The organism is Budvicia aquatica DSM 5075 = ATCC 35567, assembly GCF_000427805.1.
Taxonomy (GTDB): Bacteria; Pseudomonadota; Gammaproteobacteria; order Enterobacterales; family Enterobacteriaceae; genus Budvicia; species Budvicia aquatica.
On record NZ_ATYS01000001.1, the window covers coordinates 40,401 to 52,955 of the forward strand.

Annotated in this window: 12 protein-coding genes; 10 read left to right on the forward strand and 2 right to left on the reverse strand. The window is 46.7% G+C overall.

The window, feature by feature from the left end; all coding sequences use genetic code 11:
- Window positions 1-142 precede the first annotated feature (142 nt).
- Window positions 143-523, forward strand: a complete 381-nt coding sequence (locus tag YWE_RS0100215; protein WP_099044177.1) for a DUF1090 domain-containing protein — start codon at window positions 143-145, stop codon at window positions 521-523.
- A 140-nt stretch (window positions 524-663) separates the two neighbouring features.
- On the opposite strand, the gene dauA is transcribed toward YWE_RS0100215, so the two are convergent.
- Window positions 664-2,367 (reverse strand): C4-dicarboxylic acid transporter DauA, encoded by a 1,704-nt coding sequence (gene dauA / locus YWE_RS0100220; protein WP_029092702.1) that lies wholly within the window; start codon window positions 2,365-2,367, stop codon window positions 664-666.
- Window positions 2,368-2,867: 500 nt separating this feature from the next.
- Entirely contained in the window at window positions 2,868-3,350 is a 483-nt protein-coding gene (gene eco / locus YWE_RS0100225; RefSeq protein WP_029092703.1) for a serine protease inhibitor ecotin, read from the reverse strand.
- A 490-nt stretch (window positions 3,351-3,840) separates the two neighbouring features.
- Between eco and YWE_RS0100230 the strand changes: the two genes are divergently transcribed.
- The 9 genes from YWE_RS0100230 to YWE_RS0100275 all read left to right on the forward strand — a co-directional run bounded on the left by YWE_RS0100230 (window position 3,841) and on the right by YWE_RS0100275 (window position 12,339).
- Complete coding sequence (locus YWE_RS0100230; RefSeq protein ID WP_029092704.1) at window positions 3,841-4,932, forward strand: M42 family metallopeptidase; 1,092 nt, start codon at window positions 3,841-3,843, stop codon at window positions 4,930-4,932.
- 96 nt (window positions 4,933-5,028) lie between these two features.
- Window positions 5,029-5,307, forward strand: a complete 279-nt coding sequence (gene sgcB, locus YWE_RS0100235; protein WP_029092705.1) for a PTS sugar transporter subunit IIB SgcB — start codon at window positions 5,029-5,031, stop codon at window positions 5,305-5,307.
- Window positions 5,308-5,322: 15 nt separating this feature from the next.
- Window positions 5,323-6,636, forward strand: coding sequence for a PTS sugar transporter subunit IIC SgcC (sgcC, locus tag YWE_RS0100240; RefSeq protein ID WP_029092706.1), 1,314 nt, complete (start codon window positions 5,323-5,325; stop codon window positions 6,634-6,636).
- A 46-nt stretch (window positions 6,637-6,682) separates the two neighbouring features.
- Entirely contained in the window at window positions 6,683-7,489 is an 807-nt protein-coding gene (locus YWE_RS0100245; RefSeq protein WP_029092707.1) for a BtpA/SgcQ family protein, read from the forward strand.
- Between the two features lie 111 nt (window positions 7,490-7,600).
- Window positions 7,601-8,047: a PTS sugar transporter subunit IIA gene (locus tag YWE_RS0100250; RefSeq protein WP_029092708.1), complete on the forward strand. Its 447-nt coding sequence runs from the start codon at window positions 7,601-7,603 to the stop codon at window positions 8,045-8,047.
- A gap of 8 nt (window positions 8,048-8,055) precedes the next feature.
- On the forward strand, window positions 8,056-8,706 hold the full coding sequence (locus tag YWE_RS0100255) for a beta/alpha barrel domain-containing protein (protein WP_029092709.1): 651 nt from the start codon (window positions 8,056-8,058) through the stop codon (window positions 8,704-8,706).
- Complete coding sequence (locus YWE_RS0100260; RefSeq protein WP_029092710.1) at window positions 8,703-9,485, forward strand: DeoR/GlpR family DNA-binding transcription regulator; 783 nt, start codon at window positions 8,703-8,705, stop codon at window positions 9,483-9,485. The genes YWE_RS0100255 and YWE_RS0100260 overlap by 4 nt, the downstream gene beginning before the upstream one ends.
- Window positions 9,482-10,138, forward strand: a complete 657-nt coding sequence (gene hxpB / locus YWE_RS0100265; RefSeq protein WP_029092711.1) for a hexitol phosphatase HxpB — start codon at window positions 9,482-9,484, stop codon at window positions 10,136-10,138. The genes YWE_RS0100260 and hxpB overlap by 4 nt, the downstream gene beginning before the upstream one ends.
- Before the next feature lie 614 nt (window positions 10,139-10,752).
- Window positions 10,753-12,339: a vWA domain-containing protein gene (locus tag YWE_RS0100275; RefSeq protein ID WP_029092713.1), complete on the forward strand. Its 1,587-nt coding sequence runs from the start codon at window positions 10,753-10,755 to the stop codon at window positions 12,337-12,339.
- Window positions 12,340-12,555 lie beyond the last annotated feature (216 nt).

Sequence of the window (12,555 nt, forward strand, 5' to 3'; positions counted from 1 at the left end):
ACGCTTTGTACTGCCGATGTTAAGATAGGTTAAATAAATGCTACTAATTATTACAGACGGTTGAATGAATATTTTCCTATGCTACCATTCGCTTAATTCCTAAAGGGTTAGGAATCAGGACTTACTGCTTATGGAGATAGCAATGTTAAAAAGAATCTGTTTAATCGCCACAATGATTATTTCTCCGGCCGTTTTGGCTGGTAATTCCACTTCAGGAAAAGATTACTGTGCGATCAAGAAAGAAAAAATTCAGCAACAGATTGAGTATGCTAAGCAATATAATAACCCTCACCGGGTTGCCGGTCTGCAGCGGGCATTAAGCAACGTAGAAACCTATTGTACTAACGAAGGATATCGTGCCGACAATGAGGAGCGAATTGCCAAGAAAGAGCGCAAGGTTGCTGAACGCGAAGCTGAATTGAGAGAAGCTAAGGCTTCAGGCCGGAGCGATAAGATCGCTAAGAAACAACGTAAGTTAAGAGAAGCTGAGAGCGAGTTGGAAGAGGCGTTAGAGCGGCTTTAACTTAAAGGTTTTGCCTATATTAATCTGCGAATATAACGTCGTTAATCGAGGTTAACTGCAGTCATAATGCCCGGTTTTGTCACCGGGCATTAATATTTTGGAATCGATAAAAGTTATCACTGTGATCGCGCAATAGTTAACTATTTGCCGGTAATAATGCTTTCTGCAGTCAGGGCTTCTTCTAAGGATGAATAGAAAGCCAGCTTGCCGGGAATCGGCTTTATCTGCCCCCGGGCCAAGGTTTTCAATGGCTGGTACTGGATATCACAGTTAATCAGCATCATACCTTCAGGCAGTAATTCAATAAAACGTTGGAACGCGCTTAACCCGCCGGCATCCAGTATTGGTACCGCGTCCCACTGTAAAATAATGGTACGTTGAGTATCAATTTTTTCAGCCAGCTCATTGAAGATACGTTCAGCAGCGGCGAAGAACAGCGGGCCGCTAACGCGCATAACTAAGCGATCGGAATTCGATTCTGTCAGCAATTCACTTAACCGAGTCATGCGTGCAATCCGGCGCATAAACAACAGTGAAGCTAAAACAATACCGACAGTAATCGCGATGACCATATCAAACAGCACCGTTAGCGACATACACAGCAGCATTACGATAATGTCGTCTTTCGGTGCGCGGCGTAAAATATCAACCACTTTGCGAGCTTCACTCATATTCCACGCCACAATCAGTAGCAATGAAGACATGGCGGCAAGCGGCAAGTAAGACAGTCCCGGAGCCAATATAAGCAGCGCCATAATCACCATAATGGCATGGATAATTGCCGATACCGGTGACGTCGCTCCTGCCCGCACGTTAGCTGCCGAACGGGCAATAGCGGCAGTAGCCGTTATGCCGCCGAAAAATGGTGCCGCGATATTCCCCAGCCCCTGGCCGATAAGCTCGCTGTTAGAGTGGTGTTTTTTTCCGGTCATCCCGTCGAGAACTACGGCGCATAGCAGGGATTCAATAGCCCCGAGCATCGCCATTGAGAAGGCGGCAGGAAGCAGGGCCGAAATCGTATTCCAGCTCAGTTCAAAAGCCTTGCCACCGGCATCCGGCAAATTCCAAGGGAGTACAAACTGAGGCAAAATCGGGGGAATACCTTGCCCGCTGGTACCGTCAGGCATCATATAACTAAAGCGCGAACCGATAGTGGCAACCTGATGATCAAAATGTGCCAGAACCGCCATTATCGCTGTACCTGCCAGTAATGCAGGAAGATGCCCCGGAACAGCAAGTTTCAATCTGGGCCAAAAAATTAATACGCCCAGCGTAACGGTCGCGATTAGCGTATCGGCCCAGCTGATAGTCGGCATCGCGGATACCAGCGCTGAAACCTTATTAATATAATTTTCAGGCACGTCTAGCGTCAGGCCAAAGAAGTCTTTGACCTGCATGGTAGCAATGGTAATACCAATACCGGACGTAAAACCCAGCGTGACCGAAATCGGAATATATTCAATCAGGCGGCCAAAGCGAGCCAATCCCATAATAATCAGGAACAGCCCCGACATCAGCGTGGCGACCAGCAAACCGGCAAGGCCAAACTGTTGTGATACCGGGTATAAAATAACCACGAAGGCGGCGGTCGGGCCGGATACGCTAAAGCGTGAGCCGCCGGTTACCGCAATAACAATGCCGGCAATTGCAGAGGTATATAAGCCATATTGCGGCGGGACTCCACTGGCAATAGCCAACGCCATTGCCAAAGGAATGGCAATAATACCGACGGTAATGCCGGCAATAATGTCTTTGAGGAATCGGTGTGAATTGTAGGGTTCGCGCCAACACGCGTCGATCAATGCACTAAACGGTCTGATACCGTTAACGCTATGAGTCTTCATCTGAAAATAACCTAGCAGCAAAATATGAAAAAATGGCGGGCCGCGTTGGGCCCGTCGCAAATTTATTTATTAACCATACGCTGTTTATCAATATTATGTATAGATTAGCATCAAGTTATATCCGCCTTTAGCCCGGAAATACGTTAATTAACGTGGTTAATTATCAATATGTCGTAAATGTAATACTGAAAATCAGTGATATAGTGTAAAAATTAATCAGTGGCGTCCAGAGATGCGCATTGAATAAGTGATATATATTGTGGCTAAGTTATAACCAAAAAAATTTATCGGAAATTTCCGGCTATACAGGCATGAAATAGGGGGATAAGTAATCAATATCTTTATATGGATAATATTTTTCGAAAATAAATAGTGCAAAATGGAGTGCGACATTAGCAACACTAAATATTTTTAGGCATCTTAAATCTGGTATGTCGATCTTTTATTACCCCGGACTGAACGTTTCAGAACCGGGGTAAGCGATAAGACGCCGGCTAAAATTATTTAATCTCAGCCTGTTGGAAGGTATCACCGGCGGTCCAAATACGGTAACGGACTTCAACATCTTTCGGGGTAAAGACAACGATGGGTAATTTGCTGTTATAACGCTCAAAGCGGTTTGCGTTATTAATTTCGACAAAGGTTTCTCTTAGCGTATTGTCCGGGCAGGCCATCATGGTTGATGCCGGTTGTCTTACGTCGGTTAATACGAAGTAGTTATAACCCCAGCCTTTCAGATCTCTCGATTCTAATGTGCCGCCCATCATATGGCGATTACAGTCAACCTTCATGGTTTTACCCATAGAAAGCTCCACTTTTAGGTTGTCTTCATTTTCTGCAGCGGGTAGAAAAATAGCGTGGCGAATTTGACCTTCTTCAGCAATAGGGTAAGGGGCAATCTCGCTCAAATTTGGCGTATTTGCTAGTACACCTGCGCTGGAGATACACAGTAAGCCTGCGATAACCGCTAGTTTTGCTTTCATTTATCTATTTTCCTTCTTAATTGCATTCAATGGGTAGGATTATATGCTGATTGAATGGTTTTTTCTATGGTTGATACAGTTTGAGTATAGTTGATATGGCGTAACTTCCCATAAAACAGGCCATTTAGGTTAGAAGTGTAACCCTCGATGGCGGGCAGAAAACAGATCTTCGATGTTGATTGGGCGGGAAAAACTTAGGCTGAATTAGCATTAAACCACCTTAGATAACGTGAGCTATCGCAATAAGCAACAGCGATCGTGCAATAAATGGCATTAAACAATCATCAAAAATGAGCGTTTTATCCTAACAATCACTTTAGTTGACTATTTTATTTTGAATTAGCTCACATAGTGAGACATCTATCTATATCTTCATCCTTTGCAGTGATACCCATCACAATTTTAACTCCACCCAAAGTCTATAAACGTTCATCAGTTGATTGAATGGCTGAAAAACCAGCTAACGCCAAATTACTCACGGGAGCAAACGATGACCTTTAATGTTCAGGATACTTTAATGACGCTGCTGGAACTGGACGGAATTTCCGGCCATGAAAACAACATCGCGTCGGTTATGCAGGATGCTTTTAGCCATAGCGCTCATGACGTCTGGAAGGATAGGTTGGGCAATGTGGTGGCTCATTATGGCAGCCGATCGCCAGATGCGTTTCGTTTGATGGTTTTCGCCCATATGGACGAAGTGGGTTTTATGGTGCGCAAAATAGAAGACAGCGGGTTTATCCGCTTTGAGCGGGTAGGTGGCCCGGCTCAAATAACCATGCCCGGCTCTACCGTTACGTTAGACGGGGAGTTCGGACCGGTCCATGGTTGTATTGGGATTAAGTCTTACCATTTCAGCAAAGGCGATGAGCGGACCCAGTCGCCGACTATCGATCATTTATGGATAGATATTGGTGCTGCAAATAAACAGGATGCCGCCAGAATGGGGGTTAAGGTCGGCACACCAGTATGTCTGTATAACCCGCCAAAGGTATTGGGCAATGATCTGATATGCAGCAAAGCCTTAGATGACCGATTAGGGTGCACCGCGCTGCTCGGGGTTGCAGATGCCGTCGCCGGAGAAGATCTGAATATCGCACTGTATTTGGTTGCATCCGTTCAGGAGGAGTTCAATATTCGCGGCATTCTGCCGGTATTGCGCCGAATAAATCCGGATATGGCGATCGGTATTGATATAACACCTTCATGCGACACGCCGGATTTAGCCGGATACTCCGACGTTGTTATTAACAAAGGCCCCGGTATTACCTGCCTTAATTACCATGGACGCGGCACTTTGGCCGGATTAATTACACCACCGGCTCTGATTGCTTTTCTGGAACAGACGGCGTCAGCACACAAAATACCGGTTCAGCGGGAAGTTGCTCCGGGCGTGATTACTGAAACCGGATACATTCAGGTTGAGCAAGACGGTATTCCCTGCGCCAGCCTGTCCATTCCCTGCCGTTATACCCATTCTCCGGCGGAAGTCGCCAGCGTGCGCGATCTAAGCGAATGCATCCGCTTACTGCTGGCCGTCGCCCGAACCAACGGCGCTGAATTTCCTATTGATCCACGTTAGTTTCTGCTGAGTTCAGCAGGGGCTGCTTAATGTAATAACAGCGTAACGGCGGTTATTACACCTCATACAACACGTCCTACACAGAGGTTAATAACAATGAAGAAGATCCTTGTAGCCTGCGGAACAGGAATGTCCACCTCAACGATGATAGCTCAGCGATTACAGGAATATCTGTCAGAGCAGGGCATTAACGTCACGACGTCCCAATGCTGCTTAAATGAAATTCCTTACAACTGTAGCGGAATGGATTTAATCGTAACCTCCATGAAAGTGGATAAGGACTACGGTATTCCGACGTTAAACGGTGCTCCGTTATTAATCGGTATTAATGACGATGCGCTGAAACAGCAGATTAAAACTCTGCTTAGCCAATAATATTCAGGAGGCACCATGTTTGATTACATTCTGTCTCTGGGCGGAACCATTTTCGTCCCTATCGTAATGATTATTATCGGATTGATTTTCAGGATCCCGATATTTCAAGCGATTAAAGCCGGCGTCACGGTCGGCATCGGTTTTGTCGGAATGGGGCTGGTTATTGTGATGGCTATCGATAGCCTGAGCCCGCCGATTAAAATTATGATTGAACGCTTTGGCCTGAACTTACACGTACTGGATGTCGGCGCCGGGCCCGCTTCTGGCGTAGGTTATGCCACTGCCATCGGGGCAATTATTATTCCGGTCATCTTCTTATTGAATATCGGTATGTTAGTGACCCGACTGACCAAAACCATGAACGTCGATATCTATAATTACTGGCACTTTGCTATCACCGGCACCGTGGTACAGATGATGACCGGCAATATGATTTACGGCGTGCTGGGTGCTATTTGTCATGCCGCACTGTCGTTAAAAATGGCTGACCTGACTGCCAAGCGGGTACAGAGTATCGTCGGGCTGGAAGGTATATCGATTCCTCAGGGGTATGGCTCCAGTTCTGTTCCTTTATTTATCCTGCTGGATAAAATCTATAGTTATATCCCGTTCCTGAAAGGCCGAAATATTGATGCGTCGGAAGTTCAAAAACGCTTTGGTATGGTAGGTGATCCGGTGATTATTGGTATCTTTTTGGGGTTGTTATTTGGTCTGGCTGCCGGTGAGGACTTTAAAGGTACGGCAACGCTGATGGTTACCGTTGCAGCAATTATGGTGTTATTTCCGCGTATGATTCGGCTGATTGTTGAAGGTCTGATGCCGATCTCTGACGGTGCTCGCAAATTCTTTCAGAAGTATCTTCACGGCCGGGAAGTGTATATCGGCCTGGATACTGCCGTCACGCTGGGACATCCCACAACCATTGCGGTTGGTCTGTTACTGATTCCGATTATGCTACTGATTGCCAGCATTTTACCGGGTAATACCGTATTACCGTTGGCCGATCTTCCGGTGGCTCCGTTCTTTATCTGTATGGCTACGGTGATTCACCGCGGAGACTTAATCCGCACCTTAATCAGCGGCGTTATTGTGATGGTGACCGTTTTATTGATTGCCTCTCAGTTCGCCCCTTACTTTACGGAAATGGCCCGTAACGGTGGATTTAGCTTTGCTGCCGACGGCGCACAAATCAGCGCGTTATCGGTGGGGAATATGTTCGGCTGGTCTATATCAGAACTGATGGCACTCGGGGTTATTGGCGTGGTTGTCACGGTAGGATTGGTCGCGTCAATTGTACTGTGGCTACGTAATAAAGAGTTGTCGGCTTAACGCTAAGTTTGTTCGATTTATTTTTATTAAAACAGGAGTATGTCTAATGAGTTGGCTTAAAGATGTAATTGGTACGGAGAAGGCGGTTATTGCCATGTGTCACCTGCGGGCACTGCCGGGGGACCCTGGATTCGATGCGGCCAAGGGCATGAACTGGGTTATCGATCGGGCCTATGACGATCTTACCGCACTGCAAAATGGCGGTGTTGATGCGGTGATGTTCTCTAACGAGTTCAGCATGCCTTATCTGACTAAAGTCAAAGCTGAAACCGCTGTTGCAATGGCGCGGATTATCGGCCAACTAATGACTGAAATTCGCGTACCTTACGGCGTGAACGTGCTGTGGGACCCGGTGGCGTCCTTCGATTTAGCGATGGCCGTTGATGCCAAGTTTATTCGTGAGATCTTTACCGGCGCTTATGCCAGTGACTTTGGCGTATGGAATACTAACGTAGGAGAAACCATTCGTCATCAGCATCGAATTGGGGCTGGAAAGGTTAAAACGCTGTTTAACATTGTGCCTGAAGCGGCGGTATATATGGGGGAACGCGATATATGCTCCATAGCTAAATCGACCGTGTTTAATAACCGACCCGATGCGCTTTGCGTTTCAGGACTGACTGCCGGAAGCAGAACTGACTCGGCAACGTTGAAGTTAGTCAAAGATACCGTTCCTAATACCGTAGTGTTAGCCAATACCGGCGTTTGTTTAGAAAACGTTGACGAGCAGTTGGCCATTGCTGACGGTTGCGTTACCGCAACCCACTTCAAGAAAGATGGCGTTTTTGACAACTTTGTTGATGGCGATCGTGTTAGCCGCTTTATGGATAGAGTTAGGAGTATTCGTCAGTAAAAAGGGATAAGCAAAACGCTTATCCCTCCGGTTTTAAACGCCCCGAAGCCTTCGGCAAAAAGTACCTTCGGGGCCTATTACAATAACCAATCGACCAAAGGAGTCAACATGTTGATTGAGGATCACAGAGCCGCACAGGCTTTGCGTCAGGCTGACGGCTGGCGTGACGCTGTCACTCTTGCTGCATTACCGTTAATTGCATTAGGTCATGTGCAGCCTGACTATGTACAAGGAATTATTGATAATACCGAAGAGTACGGGCCCTATTATATTATTGCTCCCGGGGTGGCACTGCCTCACGCCCGGCCTGAACAAGGGGCGTTGAGTAACGGTGTCGCCTTTACCACCTTATCTAAGCCGGTTGAATTTGGTCACGATGAGGGCGATCCCGTTTGGTTGCTGATCTGTATCAGTGCGACTGATGCTGAACAACATATTTATACCATTCAGCGGCTGGCTAATTTATTGCAGCAGGATGAGTTTATTCAACGGTTAAAGCAGGCCACGACTGACAGTGAGCTGTATGATCTGCTCAGCGCCGTTTCAACGGACGCTTAACTATGGCTATTACGCTTCATCCTTCGCTGGCTTCGGCCAATCAGCTCCGGCTTGGTGCTACGCTGCGGCGGCTTGATGCACTGGCTCCGGGCTCGGTACATCTTGATATTGAAGATACCAGCTTTATTCGTAATATTACCTTTGGTTTAAAAACCGTTACTCAGGTTGCTGAGGCTACCTCGATTCCGCTCTCTTTTCATCTTATGCTGGCTAATCCTTTTCCATGGATTGAATGGTTAAAACCGCTGAAGCCGGGGTGGGTATTTGTTCATGCTGAAGCCTTAGCTAATCCGGCGGAAGCTCTGGCACTTATTCGCGCCACTGGTGCAAAAGCGGGCTTGGCATTTAATCCGGCAACGCGGCTACAAAGCTATCGCTATCTGACCCATTTAACCGATAGCGTTTTGATTATGACCAGTGAACCGGATGGCTATGGGCAACTATTTAATCCTTGGTTGATTAGTAAGGTCGCTGAAGCCGCCGACATTTTTAGCGCGAGTGAAATCTGGGCGGATGGTGGCATCGATCTTCCCGCAGCTAAACGACTCTATCATGCCGGTGCCGGTCATATGGTGTTGGGGCGGGCGGTGTTTGGCTCTAATGACGAGGTTGCTGACTATGCAGCTAACGCCGCTAAGTTCACGGAGATTGAATTATGAGTGACAAACGTTCAGATCGGATGCGTAATATCCTTCACTATTTATGGCAGCATAAGAAGATGGAAACCCGCCAGGCGGTAGAGTTATTCGGCTATTCTGAAGCTTCAATTCGCCGTGATTTTCAGATTATCGCCGATGGCTATCCCGGTATGATTCGCTGTCATGGCGGGGTGGTGTTTGATGAGTCGACGGTCGATCAGGAATATATCTTCGACGTCAAACAGAGCATTCAACGGGTTGCTAAACAAGATATTGCCGCAGTGGCTCGCAGTATGATTTCTGCCAATGACTGTATTCTTTTGGATTCTGGCTCAACCTGCTTGGCGCTGGCTAAGCTACTGTCTGATATTCCGGCGAAGGTGATTACCACCGATGTTAAAATTGCTAATCAGCTTGGCTGTTTTAACCAACTGGAAAGCTATATTGTCGGCGGGATGATTCGGTCTGGTTATTTTACCGTAGGAGAGAGTCTGGCGGTGGACATGCTTAAGCTATTCTCGGCTGATAAAGCGTTTATGTCTTGCGATTCATTATCGCTGGAAAGTGGTATTACCAATGCTACGATGTTTGAGGTTGGCGTGAAAAAGATGCTTATACAGCGCGCACGTCAGGTGATACTGTTAGCCGACCATAGTAAATTCGATCAAATTAAATCCCACAGCGTAGCGACGTTGCTTTCCATCAGTTGCATTATTACTGATGCTTTATTAGCGGAAGAGACTTTCCAGCGCTATCGACAGGCCGGGATCAACATCATCAGAGCAGGGGAGAACGCATGAATTACGGCATTATCTTTGACATGGACGGCGTACTGGTTGATTCAGAGCCGGTATGGATGGCAGTTGAACAAGATATCTATCTAAAACAGTACGGTGTTCAACTGACCAGCGATGATTTCATAGATTCTGCCGGCATTCGAGTTGATAAGCTATTAGCGACTCATCATCAGCGTTACTCGCTGCCTATGGAGGATGTCCCTCAACGGGCTATTGATGTTGTCACTGAAGTGGGGCGTCGTATACAGTCATCGCCAATACCTATGCCGGGGGTATTTGAACTCCTGGAAACCATTAAACAGCACGGTTTACCAATGGTAGTTGCGTCCTCATCCCCCAAAAAGCAAATAGCCAGAGTGCTGGAAGCACTGAATATTACTCACTATTTTTCTCATCAGGTTTCGGCAGAGGGATTGGTTAACGGCAAGCCACATCCGGCAGTATTTTTATTAGCGGCTGAAAAACTCGGTTTAACCCCTGAACAATGTATTGTGATTGAAGATGCGATTAACGGTATGGTTGCTGCTAAGGCCGCTGAAATGAAGGTGATTGTTATGCCGGATCCCGAGCAGCGTAGCGACCCGCGCTTTGCTCTGGCAGACGCCAAGGTTGATTCACTTAATCAGGTATGGCAACACATTGAGACACTCATTTAATCATACGATTTAACAATAATTTTGCTCTGGTAGCCCGGTCAGGTGTAAGCCTCTTGATCGGGCTTTTTTATTTTTAGCATTTAGCCCCATATCTTTCTGTTCTTAACGCTCAGCTTAGATTTTGTTTATCTTAAATTATAAATATAGATATTTATTTATAAAAATATTGGGTTTATCTGATGCCTGATATTTTAATAAATTCAAGATGAAAATTTAAATTCATTTAAAATCAAATAAATAGAAAATTATATTTGATAAATTTAAAAACTGGCACGCTTATCGCTATATGTATACCAACAGACGAATAAACAAGAATTTGGGCGCACTGATAACAGGGAGCGTCGCCACCCAAAAAGTTAATGGAGTGGTCCGGATAAAACCGGCTGTCGTCTAAGTGGTGCTGCAGGACGGTTGAGGATGCAGGTTGTTGCTCCGCTGACGGGTAACTAACTGGCGCGCATTTCCAACTGCGGTACCAGCCAGAGTAATGACCTGGTTGCGGCAGGCCGAAGCGAGACAACAATGTGTCAGCATTGGCCCGAAGGGTGAGGTCGAAGACCGAATAACTCCGCTGCGTCCACCAAATAATAAAAATTGTCTCAAGGAGAATGAGCATGGCGAATATCCAGTTATTTCAATCAATAAAAGGTCGTTTACTGCCTAAAACTAACGCAGTAAATGAAGCGGGCGGAACTGCCTATGAATTTACCGCAGAGCACGCGCTGGCTCAGTATGCTGCGACAGGTTGCCTGAACGGTACTTATTATGCCTCGGCTGAAACGCAGTTAGATAAAGTACTTGAGCTCTGTACTCGCGTTGACGCTATTACAGTAGCAAAAACAGCAGTATATTGCCGTGAACATGGTTATATGAAAGATATGCCGGCCCTGCTTTTGGCGCTGTTATCGGTAAAAGGGCAGGATTACCTACCTCTGGCTTTTCCGCGGGTTGTTAATAACGGAAAGATGTTGCGTAACTTTGTGCAAATTTTGCGTAGCGGCGTGGTCGGACGTAAGTCGTTAGGAACCCGGCCTAAAAAGTTAGTTCAGGCATGGTTAAATAATGCGGATGAAAAAGCGCTTCTGGCGGCCTCTGTCGGTAACTCACCATCGTTGGCTGATGTAGTTAAAATGGTTCACCCGAAGCCCGTTGAGGCTTGGAGAGAGGCGTTCTTTGCCTGGCTAATTGGTAAACCCTATAACCACGATGCTTTACCGCCGATGACACGCGCTTTTGAAGAGTTTAAACGTTGCCGTGCCTTGGGTATTGAAGGTGAGCTGCCGGATGTGCCTTTCCAGATGTTAACCTCACTGACGCTGACTAAAAAAGACTGGGCAAAAATTGCCAGCCAGAGCGGATGGCAGATGGTGCGGATGAATTTGAATACCTTTGCCCGCCACGGGGTATTTGAGCTGCCAGGAATGGCTGAACGAGTCGCTGAAAAACTGCGAGATGAAGCCAGTATCGCGAAAGCTAAGATTTTTCCTTATCAGCTACTTACGGCTTATAAAGCCGCTAGTCAGGATATACCTTTAGTGGTAAGAGAGGCTTTACAGGATGCGTTAGAAATTGCACTGGCTAACGTTCCTGCAATTAACGGTAAAGTGGTGGTTTGTCCGGACGTTTCCGGTTCAATGAGTAGTGCGGTAACCGGTTATCGTCAAGGGGCAACGACCGCCACGCGCTGTGTGGATATCGCAGCGCTGGTAGCGGCAACCTATTTACGCAAACAGCGCGATACCTTGGTATTACCGTTTGAAAATTGCGTTGTTGAACCTCGGAAGCTAACGCTGAACCCGCGGGATACGGTATTAACCAATGCGGCAAAGTTATCAGCAATTTGTGGTGGTGGTACTAACTGTAGCTCGGCGATTAAATGGTTAAATGAGAACAGAGTGAAGGCGGATCTGGTGATGTTAGTATCAGATAACGAGTCTTGGGGAAGCATTTCTCCCTTCAGAAATCAGCCGTCTGAAACGATGCGCCAGTGGGAAATCTTTAAGCAAAGCAATCCTAAGGCTAAATTAGTGTGTTTGGATATTCAGCCCTATGCCACAACGCAGGCGCAGGATAGGGATGACATTATGAATATCGGCGGTTTCTCTGATGCGGTATTCCGGATGATAACGGCCTTCGCAGAAGGTCAAATGGACCCGAACCACTGGGTTGGAGAGATTGATAAGGTGACGCTGTCACAATAGGTGTGAAGTGCGGTATGACATACCGCACCCTGTGGTTATCAATAATGCAGTAATAAAAATTGTAACGAAAACAGGGAGAATGCCGATGAAACTACATCACTATGATTGAGGAGGTCGCGGGTTCGAATCCCGTCGGTTCCACCACTATGGGACCGTAGCTCAGCGGTAGAGCACCGGATGCTTGCATCCACCACGTTTCATCACTTTTGTCTCCCG

Bases quoted from the DNA above. Each gene is read 5' to 3' on its own strand.
- YWE_RS0100215 (WP_099044177.1), top strand. From the start codon at position 143: ATGTTAAAAAGAATCTGTTTAATCGCCACAATGATTATTTCTCCGGCC.
- sgcB (WP_029092705.1), top strand. From the start codon at position 5,029: ATGAAGAAGATCCTTGTAGCCTGCGGAACAGGAATGTCCACCTCAACG.
- YWE_RS0100260 (WP_029092710.1), top strand. From the start codon at position 8,703: ATGAGTGACAAACGTTCAGATCGGATGCGTAATATCCTTCACTATTTA.
- hxpB (WP_029092711.1), top strand. From the start codon at position 9,482: ATGAATTACGGCATTATCTTTGACATGGACGGCGTACTGGTTGATTCA.
- eco (WP_029092703.1), bottom strand. From the start codon at position 3,350: ATGAAAGCAAAACTAGCGGTTATCGCAGGCTTACTGTGTATCTCCAGC.
- dauA (WP_029092702.1), bottom strand. From the start codon at position 2,367: ATGAAGACTCATAGCGTTAACGGTATCAGACCGTTTAGTGCATTGATC.
- YWE_RS0100245 (WP_029092707.1), top strand. From the start codon at position 6,683: ATGAGTTGGCTTAAAGATGTAATTGGTACGGAGAAGGCGGTTATTGCC.
- YWE_RS0100275 (WP_029092713.1), top strand. From the start codon at position 10,753: ATGGCGAATATCCAGTTATTTCAATCAATAAAAGGTCGTTTACTGCCT.
- sgcC (WP_029092706.1), top strand. From the start codon at position 5,323: ATGTTTGATTACATTCTGTCTCTGGGCGGAACCATTTTCGTCCCTATC.
- YWE_RS0100230 (WP_029092704.1), top strand. From the start codon at position 3,841: ATGACCTTTAATGTTCAGGATACTTTAATGACGCTGCTGGAACTGGAC.